The sequence below is a fragment of the Actinomadura luzonensis genome (assembly GCF_022664455.2).
GTDB lineage: Bacteria > Actinomycetota > Actinomycetes > Streptosporangiales > Streptosporangiaceae > Nonomuraea > Nonomuraea luzonensis.
In genome coordinates this window covers 1,529,995-1,550,000 of record NZ_JAKRKC020000001.1, presented here as the reverse complement: position 1 = coordinate 1,550,000, position 20,006 = coordinate 1,529,995, and the positions used below count along the sequence as shown (strand labels likewise).

General features: G+C 69.2%; 14 protein-coding genes and 2 rRNA genes (1 of these 16 running past the window's edge). 6 read left to right on the top strand and 10 right to left on the bottom strand.

The window, feature by feature from the left end:
• Together MF672_RS07350 and rrf are read left to right on the top strand one after the other, a co-directional pair.
• A 23S ribosomal RNA gene (locus MF672_RS07350) occupies positions 1 to 1,491 on the top strand (it extends 1,614 nt beyond the left edge of the window).
• A 73-nt stretch (positions 1,492 to 1,564) separates the two neighbouring features.
• A 5S ribosomal RNA gene (rrf, locus tag MF672_RS07345) occupies positions 1,565 to 1,681 on the top strand.
• 672 nt (positions 1,682 to 2,353) lie between these two features.
• Here the strand turns inward: rrf and MF672_RS07340 are convergent.
• Together MF672_RS07340 and MF672_RS07335 are read right to left on the bottom strand one after the other, a co-directional pair.
• Positions 2,354 to 3,136, bottom strand: coding sequence for a bestrophin-like domain (locus MF672_RS07340; RefSeq protein ID WP_242378246.1), 783 nt, complete (start codon positions 3,134 to 3,136; stop codon positions 2,354 to 2,356).
• Positions 3,137 to 3,186: 50 nt separating this feature from the next.
• Entirely contained in the window at positions 3,187 to 3,951 is a 765-nt protein-coding gene (locus MF672_RS07335) for a PhzF family phenazine biosynthesis protein (RefSeq protein ID WP_242378244.1), read from the bottom strand.
• A gap of 168 nt (positions 3,952 to 4,119) precedes the next feature.
• Here MF672_RS07335 and MF672_RS07330 point away from each other — a divergent pair, with 168 nt between their 5' ends.
• The gene (locus MF672_RS07330) at positions 4,120 to 4,503 is read left to right on the top strand and encodes a cell division protein SepF (protein ID WP_242378243.1); all 384 of its coding nucleotides are present in this window, start codon (positions 4,120 to 4,122) and stop codon (positions 4,501 to 4,503) included.
• 315 nt (positions 4,504 to 4,818) lie between these two features.
• On the opposite strand, the gene MF672_RS07325 is transcribed toward MF672_RS07330, so the two are convergent.
• The 5 genes from MF672_RS07325 to MF672_RS07305 form a co-directional block, all read right to left on the bottom strand.
• Positions 4,819 to 6,153 (bottom strand): hypothetical protein, encoded by a 1,335-nt coding sequence (locus MF672_RS07325; protein ID WP_242378242.1) that lies wholly within the window; start codon positions 6,151 to 6,153, stop codon positions 4,819 to 4,821.
• 121 nt (positions 6,154 to 6,274) lie between these two features.
• The gene (gene argS / locus MF672_RS07320; protein ID WP_242378241.1) at positions 6,275 to 8,002 is read right to left on the bottom strand and encodes an arginine--tRNA ligase; all 1,728 of its coding nucleotides are present in this window, start codon (positions 8,000 to 8,002) and stop codon (positions 6,275 to 6,277) included.
• The gene (locus MF672_RS07315) at positions 7,999 to 10,314 is read right to left on the bottom strand and encodes an HAD-IC family P-type ATPase (RefSeq protein ID WP_242378240.1); all 2,316 of its coding nucleotides are present in this window, start codon (positions 10,312 to 10,314) and stop codon (positions 7,999 to 8,001) included. The genes argS and MF672_RS07315 overlap by 4 nt, the downstream gene beginning before the upstream one ends.
• Positions 10,315 to 10,356: 42 nt before the next feature.
• Positions 10,357 to 11,376 carry a phosphate acyltransferase PlsX gene (gene plsX, locus MF672_RS07310; protein WP_302893173.1) on the bottom strand — a complete coding sequence of 340 codons (1,020 nt, stop codon included), beginning with the start codon at positions 11,374 to 11,376 and terminating at the stop codon, positions 10,357 to 10,359.
• Positions 11,377 to 11,517: 141 nt separating this feature from the next.
• The gene (locus MF672_RS07305) at positions 11,518 to 12,075 is read right to left on the bottom strand and encodes a DUF1707 SHOCT-like domain-containing protein (RefSeq protein WP_242378239.1); all 558 of its coding nucleotides are present in this window, start codon (positions 12,073 to 12,075) and stop codon (positions 11,518 to 11,520) included.
• A 176-nt stretch (positions 12,076 to 12,251) separates the two neighbouring features.
• Here MF672_RS07305 and MF672_RS07300 point away from each other — a divergent pair, with 176 nt between their 5' ends.
• Entirely contained in the window at positions 12,252 to 13,568 is a 1,317-nt protein-coding gene (locus MF672_RS07300) for a KamA family radical SAM protein (RefSeq protein ID WP_242378238.1), read from the top strand.
• 436 nt (positions 13,569 to 14,004) lie between these two features.
• Positions 14,005 to 15,168 (top strand): hypothetical protein, encoded by a 1,164-nt coding sequence (locus MF672_RS07295; RefSeq protein ID WP_242378237.1) that lies wholly within the window; start codon positions 14,005 to 14,007, stop codon positions 15,166 to 15,168.
• A 510-nt stretch (positions 15,169 to 15,678) separates the two neighbouring features.
• Here MF672_RS07295 and MF672_RS07290 read toward each other — a convergent pair.
• The 3 genes from MF672_RS07290 to MF672_RS07280 all read right to left on the bottom strand — a co-directional run bounded on the left by MF672_RS07290 (position 15,679) and on the right by MF672_RS07280 (position 17,828).
• The gene (locus tag MF672_RS07290; protein ID WP_242378235.1) at positions 15,679 to 15,834 is read right to left on the bottom strand and encodes a hypothetical protein; all 156 of its coding nucleotides are present in this window, start codon (positions 15,832 to 15,834) and stop codon (positions 15,679 to 15,681) included.
• Positions 15,835 to 16,036: 202 nt separating this feature from the next.
• A complete protein-coding gene (locus MF672_RS07285) occupies positions 16,037 to 16,900 on the bottom strand; it encodes an ABC transporter ATP-binding protein (protein WP_242378234.1) in 864 nt (287 codons plus the stop codon).
• Positions 16,893 to 17,828, bottom strand: a complete 936-nt coding sequence (locus tag MF672_RS07280; protein ID WP_242378233.1) for an ABC transporter permease — start codon at positions 17,826 to 17,828, stop codon at positions 16,893 to 16,895. Before MF672_RS07280 ends, MF672_RS07285 begins: the two co-directional genes overlap by 8 nt.
• Before the next feature lie 474 nt (positions 17,829 to 18,302).
• On the opposite strand from MF672_RS07280, the gene MF672_RS07275 reads away from it, so the two are divergent.
• Positions 18,303 to 19,946, top strand: coding sequence for a peptide ABC transporter substrate-binding protein (locus MF672_RS07275; protein ID WP_242378232.1), 1,644 nt, complete (start codon positions 18,303 to 18,305; stop codon positions 19,944 to 19,946).
• Positions 19,947 to 20,006 lie beyond the last annotated feature (60 nt).

The following is a 20,006-nucleotide window of genomic DNA, read 5'->3' as shown; positions in this document are numbered from 1 at the left end:
GTAAGCGATGGGGTGACGCAGGAAGGTAGTCCAGCCCAGGCGATGGTTGTCCTGGGGTAAGCATGTAGGGAGCGAGGTAGGCAAATCCGCCTCGTATGTATCCTGAGATGTGATGCCGAGCCGATTGTGGTGAAGTGGATGATCCTATGCTGCCGAGAAAAGCCTCTAGTGAGTGTTGTGGCGGCCCGTACCCTAAACCGACTCAGGTGGTCAGGTAGAGAATACTAAGGCGATCGGGTGAACTGTGGTTAAGGAACTCGGCAAATTGCCCCCGTAACTTCGGGAGAAGGGGGACCTCTGCTGGTGATGAGTTTTGCACTCGGAGCTGGTGGGGGTCGCAGTGGCCAGGGGGAAGCGACTGTTTACTAAAAACACAGGTCCGTGCGAAGTCGTAAGACGATGTATACGGACTGACGCCTGCCCGGTGCCGGAACGTTAAGGGGACCGCTTAGCTCCACTTGTGGGGCGAAGGTGAGAACTTAAGCGCCGGTAAACGGCGGTGGTAACTATAACCATCCTAAGGTAGCGAAATTCCTTGTCGGGTAAGTTCCGACCTGCACGAATGGCGTAACGACTTCCCCGCTGTCTCAACCGCAGACCCGGCGAAATTGCACTACGAGTAAAGATGCTCGTTTCGCGCAGCAGGACGGAAAGACCCCGGGACCTTCACTACAGCTTGACATTGGCGTTTGGAGCGTCTTGTGTAGGATAGGTGGGAGACTGGGAAGCTCGGACGCTAGTTCGGGTGGAGTCATTGGTGAAATACCACTCTGGTCGTTTTGAACGTCTAACTCTGGTCCGTGATCCGGATCGGGGACAGTGTCTGGTGGGTAGTTTAACTGGGGCGGTTGCCTCCTAAAGGGTAACGGAGGCGCCCAAAGGTTCCCTCAGCCTGGTTGGCAATCAGGTGTTGAGTGTAAGTGCACAAGGGAGCTTGACTGTGAGACTGACGGGTCGAGCAGGAGCGAAAGCTGGGACTAGTGATCCGGCATCGGCGTGTGGAAGCGGTGTCGCTCAACGGCTAAAAGGTACCCCGGGGATAACAGGCTGATCTTCCCCAAGAGTCCATATCGACGGGATGGTTTGGCACCTCGATGTCGGCTCGTCGCATCCTGGGGCTGGAGTAGGTCCCAAGGGTTGGGCTGTTCGCCCATTAAAGCGGTACGCGAGCTGGGTTTAGAACGTCGCGAGACAGTTCGGTCCCTATCCGCTGCGCGCGCAGGAGACTTGAAAGGGGCTGTCCCTAGTACGAGAGGACCGGGACGGACGAACCTCTGGTGTGCCAGTTGTACCGCCAGGTGCACGGCTGGTTGGCTACGTTCGGAAGGGATAACCGCTGAAAGCATCTAAGCGGGAAGCTCGCCTTGAGATGAGGTCTCCCACCCCGTGAGGGGGTAAGGCTCCCGATAGACGATCGGGTTGATAGGCCGGAGGTGGAAGCGCGGTAACGTGTGGAGCTGACCGGTACTAATAGGCCGAGGACTTGACCACAAAGCATCTTGCTCGCGTCCACTACGCAATTCTGAGGCAGCAAACACGTCTGTGTTTGGTTGTTTCTCAGGGTTACGGCGGTTATGGCGGGAAGGAAACACCCGGTTACATTCCGAACCCGGAAGTTAAGCTTCTCTGCGCCGATGGTACTGCACTCGGGAGGGTGTGGGAGAGTAGGTCACCGCCGGACAATCTTTAGGGGAAGGCCCCGACGCCTAGCGCGTCGGGGCCTTTCTGCGTTTCAGGAGGCTTCTGCCAGACCGAGATGTGGTGGCTGCTGTCGCGTCGCGAGCTGCGCGGCCAGGGTGGTCTCGTGCGGTGTCGGGCCCACTGGTTCCGGACCAGGCAGGGTGTCTGCGGCGCGTTCAATGCCTGTATCAACTGAATGGGATTCTGACCCTGGGATCCGGCCGCGAACGATGATGCCGTGCGTACCCCAGGCACGCGTACCTCGGGTTCGTACGCGCCACCCCGCCAGCCCCACGCCCTCACGCCGAACGGTGACGTCCGTCGGGATCGCGCGTCTCGACCAGGCACACGACCAGTAAGGCGGGCCGGCGCACCCTGCGCCGGCACACCCTCCCGGGACTGCGTCGGCCGGTCGGGGCCTTCGCCGTTGCGTGCGCGTCGGGATAGGCGTGCCGGGTGGTGCGGTTGTCGGAGTGGTGGAGTCGCACCACGGTGCCGAAGCCGTCGGTGGCGCGGTTCGTCGGCGCGAGGGGGTGTTGTGGCGGGTGGTGGGGTCGGTGTCGTGGCTCGGGGTGGTAGTTGAAGTCTTGGGGCTGTCCGGCGGCAGGGACGTGGGGGTGGCCGGCGTGATGGCGGGGGGAGGTCTGGGACCGCAGGCGCGGGGGTGGGCTGGTCAGCCGGTGCCGAGGGCGCGGATGCTGGTGAAGCGGGACAGGGCCTGTTCGAAGGCGTCCGGGGCGATGGCGATGCCGCCGCTGAACGGGAAGTCGAGCTGGTAGACGAGGAACAGGACCAGGCCGACCAGGCCGCCGACGACCCCGGCGACCGTGAGGTGCACCTTGCGCACCGGGCTGCCGCAGGCGATCGCCGGGAGGAGGACGATCAGGCCGCAGCCGGCCAGGGCCGCCCACAGCAGCGGCGGCACGCCGGAGCCGGCCATCTGGGCGCGGGCCCGCCGGGCGTCGAGCACGGCCTGGACGCGGCCCATGGCCTGCCCGTAGCGGGCAGAGGCGCCCGCGGTGTCCGGCTGGATGGTCTGGAAGTAGGCGCGCAGCTGCTCGACGTCGCGCCAGGCGCGCTGGGACAGCGTCTGCTGCTCGGCCATCAGCGGCCACTCCTCGCGGATCACCGTCGTGGCGTAGTCGGTGGCGAGGGTCTGGAGCGCGTGGCGCTGCGGCTCGGGCAGGCTGCGCGAGTACCAGAAGACGTCGGTGAGGTTGCTGGCCTCGGAGGCGGCGGTCTGGTGGGCGGTGTTGACCTGGTTCCAGGCCGCCACCACGACCAGGCCGATGCTGACGGCGAAGAGCGTGCCGACGATGCCGGTGGCCATGCTGCTGCCTTCGCGGAAATCGTGGCGAAGCTGCGCGGGCATGGCGCGGTGGGCGAAATGGGCGGCAAAGCCGGTAAGGGCGGCCGCGGCTGCTGCGACGAGCAGGCCGACGATGGCGATGAGCAAGGGACCTCACTTTCTGCGCTCTAATGATTACGCAAAGTGAGGTCGCGTCGCTAGACGTGTAGGGTGCCGGAAAGCACGGTTACGGCGTTGCCAGCGAGGGTAACGCGGTTCCCAGCATGAGTGACACGGACTATTCCGCCCCTCTTGGACAACTGCGCGCCGACGAGCGACGCGCGTCCAAGCCGGGCCGACCAGTAGGGGGAGAGTGCGCAGTGGGCCGAGCCGGTTACCGGGTCTTCCGGGACGCCCACGTTGGGCGCGAAGAAACGGGAGACGAAGTCGGTCTCGGTGCCGCGCGCGGTGACGATGACGCCGCGGGCGTCCACGGCCGCGAGGGCCGCGATGTCCGGTGCCAGATCGCGTACGGTTTCCGCCGAATCGAGCTCGACCAGCAGGTCGAGTGCGCTTTTTCCGACCCGTACCGGGGTCGCGCCGAGCGCTTTCTCCAGCCCGTCGGGAACCGCCGTGGGGGTCACCTCCTTCGCCGGGAAATCCATCGAGATGAGCCCGTCGGGGAGGCGATTCACGGTGAGCGTGCCGCTGGCGGTGCGGAATTCGAGCTGCCCCGTCGCCTCGCCGGTCGAATAGAGGACGTGGGCGGTGGCGAGGGTGGCGTGACCACAGAGAGTGACCTCGACGGCCGGCGTGAACCAGCGGAGCGAATCTCCGTGGAGGAAGGCGGTCTCCGAGAGGTTCATCTCGGCGGCTACGCTCCGCATCCACTCGTCGGTAACGGGAGAGTCCAGCAGGCAGACGGCGGCAGGATTACCCTGGAAAGCCGCGCTGGTGAAGGCGTCGACGGTGAAGAGGCGCATGTGGCCGATGCTATACGGGGGACGGATATCAAGATGCAAGCGGGTTGCAAGCCGTACAAAATGGAATTAGGGCTGGGCGTGTCGCGTGGCGAATGCGGAATCGTCGGTTACCGTCCAATGTGTAGGGACGTGCCGATTACGGTGAGTTCCTGAGGAAAGGACAAGCCGATGGGGGCAGTGCGCAAGGTGGTGAGCTACCTTGGCCTGAGCGGGGTCGATCACTACGACGAGGGCTATGACGACGACGAGCACTACGAGGACGAGTACGTCCCCGCGACCGAGCGGGCCGCCCGGCGGTGGCGCGCCAACGTCGACTCGTCACGAATCGTGATGGTCCAGCCGCTCAAGTACAACGACGCGCCGTTGATCGGTCAGCACTTCCGTGACGGGCAGACGGTCATCATGGACGTCTCCGGCATGGCGCTGCCCGAGGCGACGCGGATGGTCGACTTCGCCGCCGGGCTGGCCTTCGGGTGTGAGGGGCGGATCGAGCGCATCGCTGAGCGGGTGTTCCTGCTTGCTCCGGCGCACGTGGAGATCGAGACCTCCTGAGCTCAGGGCCTCGGAGTTCCGAAGTTCTGAGGTCGGAGGGTCTGAGGGTCTGAGGGTCTGAGGGTCTGAGAACGGGGCCGGCCGAGGTCGGTCGAGGTCGTCGAGGTCGAGGAGCGTCCTCGTGGGCTCAGGGCCCTCCGGTGGTATGGGAGGGCCCTTGCTGGGTGAGCGGTCGGGGCGGCCCAAGCGGCGGCTGGCTGCCGGGGCTCAGGCGGTGGTCAGAGGCACCCGGCTCTCAGGGCTCACTTGGTGAGTAGAGGGCAGTTGGCTCTCAGGGCGGCTCACGCGTCGCGTGTGCCGGGCGCAGGGGCGGAGTCAGGCGGCTCGAGGGCCGCGGCGGATCAGGCGGAAGAGTTCGCTGGCGTCCTCCGCTGCCTGCTTGGCGCGCGCGTCCGATTCGCGGGCGTAGGCGTGCAGGGCCCACACCGCGCCCTCGGCCAGCTCCCGTAGCTCGCTGACCTGGCCGGCGACGTACTGGGCGTCGGCGTCCATCAGCTTGCGGCGTTGCCAGAGCTGCCAGCCGGCGAGCCCGATCATCGCGGCGCCGGCCGCCGCCAGGAGGCTGGTGAGCAGGGCCGCGCCGGCGAGGCAGGCCACGCCGAGCACGATCAGCAGGATCGCGGCCCACGGGCGCGGGCGCGGCACGACGCCCTCGGTGATGATGGCCTGCTCGGCCGCCGCCAGCGACCCCCCGTCGGGGCCTTCGGGACGCAGGTGGATGCGGTGGCCGAGGATCGGGACGGTGAGCGTCTCGGGCGGCTCCAGGCTGCTGTCGGTCTCCAGCTCCTCGGCCACCACCCGCAGGATCGGCGCCGCCACGTGCAGCGCGATCGCCGCGAGGTGCGGGTCGGCGCCGGGGCGCAGGTCGTCCAGCAGGTACGACACCAGCGACGCCATCGGCCCGGCCGGCCCGCCGGAGCCGATCAGCGAGCGCAGCACGGCGAGCGGTTCGTCCTCGGCCCAGCTGGCGGCGGGGCTGGCGGAGGTGTTGTCGAGCGGGGCGCGGGAGTCGTGGTCGGCCTGCCGGGCCGAGGTGATCTCGGCGCACCGGCCGCGCAGCCGGGCCAGCCGGTCGGCGGCCATCGCGGGGCGGGCCAGGGAGGGGATCTCGGCCATCTCGGGGAAGTCGGCCAGCGACGGCGGCACGACGACGGCCGGCTCGCCGGGCAGGAGCGCCTGCACCCACTGCTCGGCGTCGGCGTGCTCCTGGACGGCGACGGCGTCGAGCTTGCGCAGCACGAAGATCTTGCCGGCGGGGCCGTACGCGCCCCGGGCGGCGGCCAGCCAGAGCGAGCGCTGGCCGTGTGTGACCGGCCGGTCGAGGGACAGCTCGCCGAAGGCGGTGCCGAGCCAGGAGGCGTGGATGCGGCTGCCCTGCCCGCCGACGGCGAGGGCCAGGCACAGGAAGAGCGCGGTGCGCTGCTGGTCGCGGCTCGCGGCCCGGCTCAGCGGCTCCAGCGGGTCGTCGCCGGACAGGATGGCGACCAGGGCCTCGATGGCCGGGGCCAGCCAGTAGCCGGGGACGTCGCGGAAGGCGACCGGTGCGGCGGGCGGCGCGGAGCCGTCGGCGGCGAGGTGCGCCAGCAGTGCCTCGGCGTAGCGATGTACCTCCGTCGCTGCTTGGGGGCTCGCAGTCAGGTCCGTGCTCAAGGCAGAGAACTCCCCCATTTCGGCCTCAGTTCATGACCGCGTAAAGCCTAACCGTATGGGCGCGCCAACCCGGTGGAGGCGCGCCCACGACGGAACGGGCGACTTCGAGCCAACCGCCTGTTTACATGCGCTCGGGGACAGGGACGCCCAGAAGGTCGAGCCCGGTCTCCAGGGCGCGGAGGGTGAGCGCGCACAGCGCCAGCCGCGAGGCGCGGAGCTCGGCGGGGACGTCGGACTTGAGCACCGGGCACTGCTCGTAGAAGGTGCTGAACAGGCTCGCCGTCTCGAACAGGAACGCGCACAGCCGGTGCGGCTCGGACCGCTCGGCGACCTGCGTGACCAGCTCCCCGAACCCCAGCAGGTGCAGGCCGAGCGCGCGCTCGGCGGGCTCGCCGAGGGTGAGCTCGCCCGTCGCGTCGGCCGGCGCCATGCCCGCCTTGCGGAAGATCGAGCGGATGCGGGCGGTGGCGTACTGCATGTAGGGGCCGGTGTTGCCGGTGAAGCCGAGCATGCGGTCGAAGTCGAAGACGTACTCGCTGTCGTGGCTGACCGACAGGTCGGCGTACTTGACCGCGCCCATGCCGACGGCGCGGGCGATCTCGGCCTGCGCGTCGGCGTCGTAGCCGCGGTCGGCGATGATCGCCGAGGCTCGCTCGACGGCCTCGTCGAGCAGGTCGGTCAGCTTGACGGACTGCCCGGAGCGGGTCTTGAAGCGGCGGCCGTCCTGGCCCAGCATCATGCCGATCTGGACGTGCTCGGCCGAGACGGTGTCGGGCAGCCAGCCGGCCTCCCGCGCGGCGGCGAACACCATGCGGAAGTGCAGCGCCTGGTCGGCGCCGACGACGTAGAGGATGCGCTCGGCCTTGAGGTCGTGGACGCGGTAGCGGATGGCCGCCATGTCGGTGGTGGCGTAGCCGTAGCCGCCGTCGCTCTTCCTGATGATGAGCGGCAGCGGCTTGTCGTCGGAGCCGGTGAAGCCGGGCGGGAAGACGCAGAGCGCGCCCTCGCTGAGCACGGCCGTGCCGGACGCCTCGAGGTCGTCGCAGGTCTTCTGCAGCATCGGGTTGTACATGCTCTCGCCGGCGATGTCGGCGTCGGTGAGGGTGACCCCTAGCCGGCTGTAGACCTTGTTGAAGTAGCGGACGGTGGCGTCCATGAAGACGTGCCAGAGCCGCAGGGTGTCGGGGTCGCCCGACTGGAGCGTGGTGACCCGCACCCGGGCGCGCTGCTTGAACGCCTCGTCGCCGTCGAACTTGACCCGGGCCGCCTGGTAGAACTCGGTGCCCATGCCGGCTTCGAGCTGCGCGACCGCGGCCTGCTCGCCGATGTCGAGCAGGTGCTCGATGAGCATGCCGAACGGGGTGCCCCAGTCGCCCAGGTGGTTCTGCCTGATGACGGTGTTGCCGACGTGCTCGTGCAGGCGGGCCAGCGCGTCGCCGACGATCGTGGTGCGCAGGTGGCCGACGTGCATCTCTTTGGCCGCGTTGGGCGCGGAGTAGTCGATGACCACGGTCTGCGCGGGCGTGACCGTGCCGACGCCGAGCCGCGGGTCGGCGAGCATGCGCTGGGTCTCCGCGGCGATCCAGCCGTCGGCGAGGGTGATGTTGAGGAAGCCGGGGCCGCTGACCTCGACCGTGCCGGGGAAGTCGGCCAGCTCGGCCCTGATCGCCTCGGCGACCTCCCGCGGGGACCGTCGCAGGCGCTTGGCCAGGCTCATCGCGACGTTCGCCTGGAAGTCGGCGAACTGGGAGGGCCGGATCAGCGGGTCTGCGTCGGCGTGCTCCGCGCCGAACGCGTTCGCCAGCGCCTGCTGGACGCGCTCGGTGAGCACTATCTGCGGGTCGGTCATGTTCTAAGCGTACCGGCGACCTTGACCGCGACGCTGATGACGAGGGAGGCCACGACGGCGACCCCGACGGCGCTGAGGTCGTTGGCGAGGTCGCCGGGTTCGAGGGCGAAGAAGGTGCGGACGAAGGGCAGCGTCAGCCCGATCCCGAACGCCACCGCCATGGCCCCGACCAGGAGCACCCGCCACCAGGTGAGCGGTCTGGCGATGAGCACGAGCACCCACCACGTGGTGAGGAAGAGCGTGATCACCGCCGAGGTCTGGTCCTGGATCAGCGTGGAGGTGCCCTTGTGGGCCAGCCAGAACGAGGCCAGCACCGCCGCCGCGCACAGCACCCCCGACGGCACGGCGAAGCGCAGCACCCGGCGCACGAACCCGGGACGCGCGCGTTCGAACGTGGGCGCGAGCGCCAGGAAGAACGCCGGGATGCCGATGGTCAGGGCGTTGACCAGGGTGGAGTGGCGGGGCGCGAACGGGAACATGACCCCGGCGACGCCCACGGCCAGCGACAGCACGATGGCGTAGAAGGTCTTGGTGAGGAAGAGGTTGGAGACCCGTTCGATGTTGGCGAGCACCCGCCGGCCCTCGCCGACGACGTGCGGCAGCGTCGCGAACTTGTTGTCCAGCAGGACGACCTGCGCGACGGCCTTGGTGGCCGGGCTGCCCGCGCCCATGGCGATGCCGAGGTCGGCGTCCTTCAGCGCGAGCACGTCGTTGACGCCGTCGCCGGTCATGGCCACGGTGTGGCCGCGGGCCTGGAGGGCGGCGACGAACTTGCGCTTCTGCTGCGGGGTGACCCGGCCGAAGACGGTGTGGCCGTCGAGCAGCTCGCCCAGCTTGTCAGGGTCGTCGTCGGGGAGGGTGCGGGCGTCGAGGAAGCGGTGGCCGTCGGGGATGCCGAGGCCGGTGGCGATGGCGGCGACCGCCTCGGGGTTGTCGCCGGAGATCACCTTGACGGTGACGCCCTGCTTGGCGAAGTAGCGCAGGGTCTCGTCGGCGTCGGGGCGGACGCGCTGCTTGAGCGTGACGAGCGCGACCGGTTCGAGGGCGGCGCCGTCCTCGCCGGGGGCGGGCAGGCGGTCGGCGCGGCACAGCGCGAGGACCCGCGCGCCGGTGGTGGCCAGCTCGGCGGCGCGGTCGTAGCCGTCGCCGGCGTGCAGCAGGACGTCGGGGGCGCCGAGCACCCAGGCGCCGCGCTCGCCGAAGTCGGCGCCGCTCCACTTGCGCGCGGAGGAGAACGGCACGCTCTGCCCGGCGGTCCAGCCGTCGCCGGGGGCCGGGTAGCGGGCCTGGAGGGCGAGGGCGGTGGCGTTGGGCCGGGAGTCGGCGTGGGAGAGCGCGGCGAGCGCGTCGTCCACGGGGTGGCCGTCGCCGAGCGGCAGCACCTGGTCGAGGTCCATGCCGCCGGCGGTGAGCGTGCCGGTCTTGTCCAGGCACAGGACGTCGACCCGGGCCAGGCCCTCGATGGCGGGCAGCTCCTGGACCAGGCAGCGGCGGCGGCCGAGGCGGACCACGCCGACGGCGAAGGCGATCGAGGTCATCAGCACCAGGCCCTCGGGGATCATGGTGACGATGCCGGCGACCGCGCCGGTGATGGCGGTGCGGAAGTCGACGGAGTTGCTGACCTGGCTGTAGATCAGCAGCGCGCCGATGGGGACGACCAGCCAGGTGATGTACTTGATGAAGTTGGAGACGCCCTCGCGCAGCTCGGAGTGGGCGAGGTGGAACTTGCTGGCCTCCTCGGCCAGCCGCACGGCGTAGGCGTCGGTGCCGACCTTGGTGGCCACGAACGACCCCGAGCCGGCCACGGCGAAGCTGCCCGACAGCACGTGGTCGCCGGGCTGCTTGTGCACGGGGTCGGCCTCGCCGGTCAGCAGCGACTCGTCGATCTCCAGGCCGTCGGAGGCGATCACGTCGCCGTCCACGAGCAGGCGGTCGCCGGGGCCGAGCAGGATGAGGTCGCCGAGCACGATGTCCTGCGGGTGGATCTCGCGTTCGGCGCCGTCGCGGCGCACCCGTACGGGCTCCTCGTTGATGACGGCGAGCTTGTCGAGCGTGCGCTTGGCGCGCAGCTCCTGGACGATGCCGATGAGCGCGTTGGCGACGATGACCAGCCCGAACAGGCCGTCCTGCCACTCGCCGAAGATCAGGATCAGCGCCCAGAGCACGCCGATGACCAGGTTGAACAGGGTGAAGACGTTGGATCTGATGATCGCGCTGAACGATCTGCTGGACCGGCGCGGGACGTGGTTGGGCTTCGCCGCCGCGACCTGAGCAGAGGTGAGCCCGTCCACCGTTGAGGTGAGCCCGACCACAAAACCCCCTGTATCTGTGGATCGGTCTCACAGACTACGGGTTCACCAGAGCCTGTGGGAGCGGTGCGATGCCGCTATTCTCTCGCCGATCCGGGCGACGATCCCATCATTGGACAAATCGGTAGCGAGCTGGCAGGCCGCGCTGATCGCCGGAGCCCTGGACGAGCCGTGCGCGATCACCACGGTGCCGTTCAGGCCGAGCAGCACGGCGCCGCCGTACGCCTCGGCGTCCAGGCGGCGGCGCAGCTCGCGCAGCCGGGAGCGCTGGAGGGCGGCGCCGAGCTTGGCGACCCTGCTCTCCTCGATGGTGGCGCGCAGCTCGGCGAAGGCGTAGCGGACCGCGCCCTCCATGGTCTTGAGCGCCACGTTGCCGGTGAAGCCGTCGGCGGTGATCACGTCGACCTTGCCGGTGAGCAGGTCGTGGCCCTCGACGTTGCCGGCGAAGTGCAGGCCGGGGGAGCTCTGGAGCAGCTCGTTGGCGCGCTTGACCAGCTTGTTGCCCTTCTCGGGCTCGCTGCCGATGGTGAGCAGGCCGACCTTGGGCTCGGCGACGCCGTGGGCCAGCTCGGCGTAGGCGGCGCCGAGGTGGGCGAACTGCACCAGCATCTCCGGTTTGACGTCGGCGTTGGCGCCGGCGTCCACGAGCACGGTCGGGTGGGGGAGCGTGGGCAGCGGCACCGCGATGGCGGGGCGCAGCACGTTCTGCTGAGGCTTGAGGCGCAGCCGGCCGGTGGCGACGACGCCCGCGGTGGAGCCGGCCGACACCACGGCGCAGGCGTCGCCCCGGCGGGCGAGGTGGCAGGCGACCGCGATGCTGGAGCGGGGGCGGCGCAGGCTGGCCAGCGCGCCCTCGTTCATGGCCAAGGCCTCCTCGGCCCGGACGATGGGCACCTCTTTGGTGGCGTCGTGGTCGGCCAGCGCCTCGTAGAGCACGCGGGGGTTGCCGACGAGCACGACGGCCAGGCCGCGCTCGCGCACGGCGTGCACGGCGCCCGCCACGACCTCGTGCGGAGCGTGGTCGCCGCCCATGGCGTCCAGGGCGACCGGCCTGCTGTCGGACAATCCTCACCTCGTACGGCGTCGAGCCCGCCAACAGGCAATGGCCGGTGCGCGGGCTCGGTACGTCCGCGGCGAGGGCGAGGCTGCTGCCAGGTTAACCGGCGGGTAGGGATTCTGGTTCCCCGCGCCGCCGGTTCCAGTCGCTCAGCCGAGGTTCCAGTCCGTCTTCGCCCGCGACACGATGACCTTGGAGAACGCGGACCTGCCGGTGACCCGGATGAGCGGCCCGTCGGCCTGGGAGCCGCCGGTCACCAGGCGCTTGCCGAAGACGGAGCCGCCCTCGTCGACGACATGGGCGTTCTCGGGCACGCGCACGATGAGCTTGCTGAACCAGGCGTCGGCCTCCAGGGTGATCTCCCTGCCGGGCAGCACGGCGTCCGAAAGGTCGATGATGAGGGCGCCGAAACGGGCGCTGAGCTTGGTGTGGCGGGAGGCCACCCAGCGCCCGCGCCGGATGATCTTGCTGAACGTCGAGCCGATGACCTGCCGCTCGACGGCGGCCGGGGCGCCGCTGGCCGGCACGTCGGGCAGGTCGCGGGTCAGGGGGACGAGCTCGCCCATGGTGGTCGCCGTGTAGGCGAGGTCCAGGCGGTCGGCGTGCTCGACGCTGGTGAGTCGTCCTGTGGCGAGGGCCTCGCTCAGGACCGCGGCCACGCGGTCGCGGTCGGCGTCTGAGGCGCGCAGCGCGGATTCTTCGGTCACGTCCCGAGTGTAGGGCTTATCGCGATATGTCGCGAGTGCCGGTGAAGCTGAGGGAAAACTTGGAGCCCAGCGGAACCGGAGATGCGGGCGGTCCCGTCCCGGTATTAAGGACCTGAGACGCGCGAGGGGGTCCTTCGGTTTACGCCCGGTCGAACAAAAAAGATGGGAACGGCCTAGTGAGCTTGCATCAATCCGGCACGCGGCGCTTCAAGGCGTACACGTCCAAGCACCTCGACGAGCTGTTGCGGCGGGCGGGGCTCGACGACGAGGAACGGCTGAAGGTCCGCGCGGTCGCGACGGTCCTGCCGTTCCGGACGAACGCCTATGTCGTCGAGGAACTCATAGATTGGTCGGCCGCGCCCGACGACCCCATGTACCGGCTGGTCTTCCCGCAGGCGGACATGCTGCCCGCCGAGGACGTCGCCAGGCTGGCCGACCTGCTCAAGGCGGAGGCGCCGAACGCGGAGATCCAGGCGGCGGCCGACCGCGTGCGCGGGCAGCTCAACCCGCATCCCGCGGGCCAGATGGAGCTGAACGTCCCGAGGATCGGCGACGAGCCGGTGCCGGGCATGCAGCACAAATATCCCGAGACGGTGCTGGTGTTCCCCAAGCAGGGGCAGACCTGTCACGCCTACTGCACGTACTGCTTCCGCTGGGCCCAGTTCGTCGGCGACGCCGACCTCAAGTTCGCCTCCGACGACGTGGACCGCATGGTGGGCTACGTCCGCCGGCATCCCGAGGTCACCAGCGTCCTGATCACCGGCGGCGACGCGATGATCATGGGCGAGCCGGTCCTGCGGCGCTACGTCGAGCCGCTGCTGGAGCTGGAGCAGCTGGAGTCCATCAGGATCGGCACCAAGTCGCTGGCGTACTGGCCGCAGCGCTTCACCACCGACCCGGACGCCGACGACACCCTGCGCCTGTTCGAGCGGGTGGTGGCGGCCGGCAAGAACCTCGCCTTCATGGCCCACTTCACGCACCCGCGCGAGCTGGACCCGCCCCTGGTGGCCGCGGCGGCCGAGCGCATCATCGGCACCGGGGCCACGATCAGGACCCAGGCGCCGCTCATCCGCTCCATCAACGACGACCCCGCCACCTGGTCGGCCATGTGGCGGCGGCAGCTCCGCATGGGCATGGTCCCCTACTACCTGTTCGTCGAGCGCGACACCGGCCCGCAGGACTACTTCGCGGTGCCGCTGGCGCGCGCCTACGAGATCTTCAGGGACGCCTGCGCGTCGGTCTCCGGCCTGTGCCGCACGGTCCGGGGGCCCTCCATGTCGGCCACGCCGGGCAAGGTGTGCGTGGACGGCGTCATGGAGGTCGCCGGGCAGCGGGTCTTCGTGCTCCACTTCATCCAGGCGCGCGACCCCTCGCTCGTGGGGCGGCCGTTCTTCGCGCGCTACGACCCGGCCGCGGTCTGGCTGACCGATCTCCGGCCGGCCTTCGAGGAGCGTTTCCCGTTCGAACCGGCCGGGGCGCTGCTGCCCGCCTGAGCGCCCGCCGCCGATCCTGAAAATCACCCCGCCCCGGCCCGCGACAATTGATTTCGCGTCCATTGTTCGCCGGCCGGGGCGGCGTCATATCATCTGCCGGACGCGTTCACAAGCGGCCGTGCACTATCGGAAACAAGACCCGCCAATATACCGTTTTGTCTCCCCGCTCAACGCTCTCCCTTTACTCGGTAACCGGCCTGCAAACCCCTGCCACATGGGCATTCATGCGCCTGCGGGCGATCACGACGGGTGATAGAACTGCTGGCGTAGCTCAGCCGGGACGGCACGCTTCGTGTGGTGCCCATAGCGTGCACGCCGCGGCATACGGGGGTTATCGATTCGCATTTCCACCGCATTCGAGAGCGATCGATCACGAGCCGGGAAGGCAATCATGAATCGAGCAGTCAAGGCGGCGGCAGCCGCTACAGCATTCGGCTTGGCGGCGGCATTGGCCGTGCCCGCCCAGGCCGAAGTTCAATACGACACCGCCAGGAGCGCGCCCGCCGACAGCCCGGGCGGAGGCGCCAGCGTCGCCGGCAGCCCCCTGGGCGGTCTCCTGGGCGGTCTGGTGGGCGGCGGCGCCAGCGGCGGCCTGCTGGGCGGCCTGCTCGGGGGCGGCAAGGCCAAGTCGGGCGCCCAGTCCGGCGGCGGCCAGGCGACCCGCGAGCTGACCGAGGCCGAGAAGGACGCCCTCGCCGAGGGCAAGCAGAACGGCACGATGGCCTGGCCCGAGACGCCCAACTCCGCCGAGGACGCCACGAGCACCGGCCGGGCGATCCCCGAGCTGTCGCCGATCCTGAGCGGCATCCCGCTCGGCGGCGGCGGCCTGACCGAGTCGCTGCCCGTGCTGACGGGCGCCAGCCGCATGGCGGCCCCCACGGGCACCGCGGTCCGGCAGAGCAAGAGCGCGCCCGCCGCCAAGGACGCCGCCGGCGCCGAGCACGGGCCGTTCCACATCGTCACCGGCCTGGTCAGGAACACGCTGGGCGCGGTGAGCAAGCTGCAGAGCAGCGGCATGCTGGACGGCGCCGGACTGCCCGGCATGACGGGCGGCGGCACCGGCAACGGCCTGCCGATCAACGGCATGCACGGCCTGTCGGACCAGACGGTGAGCGGCCTGACGGGCGGGCTCACCGGCGGCGTCACGGGCGGCTCGCCCCTGGACGCGCTCGCCGGGCCGGTCGCCGGCCTCACCACCGCGCCGCTGGGCGCGCTGTCGGCCGCGCCGATGAGCGGCCTCCCGGTGGGCGGCCTCATGGCCTCGCCCGCGCGGAACTTCGACTCCCTGTCCGGCGGCGCCACGCGCTCCGGGCTGGCCCAGGCGGCGCTGCGCGCGCTGCCGTACAAGAACAAGAGCGAGCTGGCCCCGGTCATCGGCCAGGTCGCGCCGGCCGAGACGGCCGCGGTGGCCGAGCTGCTGCCCGCCACCGCGCAGAACACGACCGTCGAGGAGCTCACGCCGCTGGCCGCGGACGCCGGCGCCTTCGTCGAGACCAACGGCACCAAGGTCGCCGGCGGCTACACCGACGTGATGACCGCTCTCGGATGGACCACCGACGCGCTGACGAGCTCGGTGCGGGACACCTGGAATCGCGACTAGGACAGACGCGATGGAGGCGGTGCTGAACGTGGCGGGCCGAGGGCCGGCATGGCGGTTCGCGGGCGTCCTAGGTGCCAACGCTCGGGAACCGGTTGTGCCGGCGGCGAGGCGGCCTCGTTCCACCCCCCAGTGGTCCCCTGACGGCGTGATTTCCCCTGGGCCGGAACCCCCGGCCGGGACGCCGTCGCACTGACGCGGCAGATCCGCGGGACGCCCTTCAAGGTGCCGGGCGCCCGGGGAGCTGGCGCGCGTGGGTTACGAGCCTCCCGCGGCAGCGGGCGGTCTCATGGCGGGCTCGGGCGGACGCGCCCAGGCCCGGGCTCGGGCAACGCCGTTTTCTTGCAGGGCAGCGGCGCCCCGGAGCCCCGCCGCCGACCCGATCCGGGTCGGCGGCATTTCTCTTTTCCCGCCCCGCGTGGCTCCTGTGGCCTCTGGAAGGCCCTGAGACGGCCGTGGAAGGGCCGGCGGGGCTCAGTGGCCTCTGAGGGCAGGCGGACGCCCGTGCGGCGGTCAGGGCAGGCGGACGCCTGTGCGGCGGGCTATCTGCGCCTGCAGCCTGGCCATCTGCCAGTGCAGCTCCAGAAGCTGCTCGGCGAGCTGCATGCGCGGGATCTCCGCGACGTCCTCGGTGGCCAGGTGGTCGATCGCGGCCGAAAGCTCGCCCATCGCGCGCCCCCACTCCATCACCGGTCCTCGGCTCGAATTGACGTTCGAATCTTATCGGAATGCGGGGCCCGCTGTCAGTCTTTCGTCCCTCCAGTCGCGCCGGTTGCGCGCACACGTCGGCGCAACGTCGGCGCACACGTCGGCGCACATGAGAAAGCGCCGCACCCCTGAGGGACGCGGCGCTCGTCGTGCGGGCGGGCGCTCAGCCCTTGTTGTAGGCGGCGATGACCTCTTTCGGGTCGCCGTCCATGCGGATCTTGCCCTTGTGCAGCCAGATGACGCGGTTGCAGGTCTCCTCGATGACCCGCAGGTCGTGGGCGACGAGGAAGACGGTGCCGGCCGACTCGCGGATCTGACGGATGCGCTCCTCGCTCTTCTTGCGGAACTCGCGGTCGCCGGTGGCGAGGGCCTCGTCGATGAGCAGCACGTCGTGGGTCTTGGCCGAGGAGATGGCGAAGCGCAGGCGGGCGCCCATGCCGGAGGAGTAGGTGGACATCGGGAGCTGGACGAACTCGTCGATGCCGGAGAAGTCGACGATCTCCTGGTACTTCTCGCGGACCTCGGCCGGGGTCATGCCCATGGCGTAGCAGCCGAGCACGATGTTGCGCTCGCCGGTCAGCTCGCGCATCAGGGCCGCGTTGACGCCCAGCAGGGACGGCTGGCCGTCGGTGTAGACGGCGCCCTTGTGCGGCGGCAGCAGGCCGGCGATGGCGCGCAGCAGCGTGGACTTGCCCGAGCCGTTGCGCCCCACGATGCCGATGGCGTCGCCGTGGTAGGCCACGAACGTCACGCCCTTGACCGCGTGGACCTCCTTCATCTGCGGCCGGCCCTGGCGCTTGAGTATGCGCGTGAGGGCGTTGACCGCGTTGCCCTTCTCGTTGTCGGAGGCCGCGCCGTAGACGCGGTAGACGATGTGGAGGTCGTCGACGATGACCGTGGGCGTGCCCGTGGGGACGTCGAGGGGCGCCTTGCCCGAGGACTTCGCGGCGGGACTCGCCTTGGCGTCCTTCTCGGGGACGGCGGGCTTGTCGCCCTTCACCTGCTGCAGCTCCTTGGTCTCAGCCACGCCCGTACCTCTCCTCGGCCCGCCAGAAGTACCAGAAGCCGAATCCGAGCGCGAACACCGCCCAGAATACGCAAGACACCCACACCATCGTCGGCGGGTGGTGCCCCACGTGGGTGTTGTGGCTCTGGATCAGGATCTCCCGCATCCACTCGATGTAGGAGGCCGCCGGGTTCATGTACATCACGTTGGCCACCCACTGGGGCAGCCCCGCGGAACCGACGACCTTGTCCTGGATGGAGAAGAAGACGCCCGACGCGTACAGCCAGGTGCGGGTGATGAACGGCAGCAACTGGTTGAGGTCGCGCAGCGAGGCGCCCAAGCGGGCCACGACGAGCCCGGCCCCGACGTTGAACATCGTCTGCAGGAGCAGCACCACCGGGATCATGAGCCAGGCCCAGGTGGGGAACTCGCCGGTGATGACCACGATCACGAGGAGCACGCTCATCGAGATGGCGAGCTGCTGGAGCTCCTGGATCGTGTACGCGAGGGGCAACGAGGCGCGCGGGAAGTGCAGGGCCCGGATCATCGACAGGTTGCCGGAGATCGACTTGGCGCCCGCGGTGACCGTGCGCTGGGTGTAGGTGAAGACGAACATCCCGGTCAGCAGGAAGGCCGGGTAGTTCGGGATGTTCTTGCTGCCGCCCAGGATGAGGCCGAACATCAGGAAGTAGATGGCGGCGTTGAGCAGGGGCGTCAGCACCTGCCACAACTGGCCGAGCGTCGAGCTGGAGTACTTCGAGACGTTGCGCGAGGTGGCGTACGTCAGGATGAAGTGTCGCCGCTCCCACAGCTGGCGCACGTAGACAGGGAACCTCGGCCGTGCGATGGCACGGCGAAGCCCGTATCTCTTGGCGAGCTTGGCCAGCGGCTCCTGCCCGCTCCGGCCGCCCGCCTGGGCGTCCGCTACAGCGGATTCCGGCTGGCTCATGGCAAGGACTCTATTGGATCGGGGTCGGTGGGGTGCTGCCGCGCGGACGGCGGCAGACAGTTGGACGGTGTCTCGGGACGCCCGGGTTCCAAGGCGCCGTCAAGACCTGCTCAACCGTAGCCCAGGCAGGCGGGCCGTGGTGGCAGAGGCGCGAGCACTCTCCGGTAGGGGGTATTTTTCATCGTCTGTTCACGTCCTGGTCGAACCGGTTCCAGGGGGTTTGTACGATTTACTCCTGAACGTGTCGATTGTCTGTGACGCTGGATAGGCGCACGTGTGACCGAACTGCAACGCGCCAGAGACTCCCTGGTGGCAAGTAGTAAGGGATAGTCGCGATCGACTGGCAGGGCGTACAGCTGGCTTGACATTGTCGGCCAAACCCGGGGGGATACCAGGACCTCCCCGTCAGGCTGCTTCGGGAACATCGCAGCTCAGCGCTGCACGCCCACTGTAGAGGGAGGATTTTTCTTTACCATGCGTGTTACTAAGGGCGCACAGATCGTCGCCGGTACCGCGCTGCTCGCCCTCGCGGTTGCCGCGTGTGGCGGCGGTGCCTCGGACAACGGCGGCACTGCCGCGGGCGGCGGCTCCGACACCACGCCGGTCCGCATGGAGCTCGGTGAGCCCCAGGAGCTCCTGGTGCCGTCGAACACCACCGAGTCCGAGGGCTCCGAGGTCCTCGCGGCCATCTTCGAGCCTCTCGTCACCTACGACGAGAACAAGAACGCCGTCGAGGCCGCGGCCGAGTCGATCACCAGTGACGACCAGAAGGTCTGGACGATCAAGCTGAAGCCGGGTTACACCTGGCAGAACGGCGAGCCGGTCGTCGCCCAGAACTACGTGGACGCCTGGAACTACGCGGCCAACCAGGAGAACGCCCAGAGCGCCGGCTACTTCTTCCAGCGCATCGACGGCTGGGCCGACCTCAACCCCGGCGAGGGCAAGCAGGTCACCGCCAAGGGCATGAAGGGCCTGCAGGCCGTGGACGACACCACGCTCAAGGTCACCCTCGCCGCGCCGTTCTCGCAGTTCAAGGTCATGCTCGGCTACACCGCGTTCTACCCGCTGCCCAAGGCCGCCTTCGGCCCCGACGGCAAGGTGACGCAGGCGTTCGGCGAGCAGCCGATCGGCCAGGGCCTGTTCAAGGTCGACAAGCCCTACAAGAAGGGCACCGACCAGAGCATCGACCTGACGGTGTACGACAAGTACCCCGGCAAGAAGCCGAGCAACTGGACCAAGCTGCAGTTCAAGCTCTACACCGACTCGGACGTCGCCTTCAACGACCTGATGGCCGACAACCTCGACATCCACGACTCGCTCGGCCCGGCGGCCATCGCGCAGGCCAAGTCCTCCCTCGGCGAGCGCTACCAGGACCAGCCGGACGCAGGCGTGGGCTACATCGGCGTCCCGCTGAAGTACAACCCCGAGCTGAACAAGACCGACGTCCGCAAGGCCATCTCCATGGCGATCGACCGGAAGACCATCGCCGAGACGGTCTTCTCCGGCACCCGCTCCCCGGCCGACGACTTCATCAACCCGGCCATCGCGGGCTACCGCCAGGGCGCCTGCAAGGCCTGCACGTACGACCCGGCCGCGGCCAAGAAGCTGTACGAGGAAGCGGGCGGCCCCAAGAAGCTGGAGATCGGCTACAACGCCGACGGCCCGCACAAGGAGTGGATCGAGGCCGTCGCGAACAACCTGCGCGCGAACCTCGGCATCGACGCCAGCGCCAAGCCGTTCGAGAAGTTCGCCAGCATCCTGGACGAGCTGGACGCCAAGAAGTACACCGGCCTGTTCCGCATGGGCTGGGCCATCGACTACCCGTCGGCCGAGAACTACCTGGCGCCGATCTTCAGCACCGGCGCCATCGCCAACGGCTCCAACTACGGCGGCTACTCCAACAAGAAGTTCGACGATCTGATCGCGCAGGGCGACCAGGCCGCCTCGGTCGAGGAGGGCCTGAAGTTCTACCAGCAGGCCGACGACATCCTCAACGAGGAACTGCCGTACATCCCGGTCTACTTCTACCGGAACAACTCCGGCTACTCCACGAAGGTCAAGAACGTCCACATCAACCTGCTCAACCAGGTCGAGTGGGCTGACGTCGAGAAGGCTTGACGTTGTTCCCGGGGCCGGGCGCGCACGCCGCGCCCGGCCCCGCAAGGGGCTAGCGAGGAG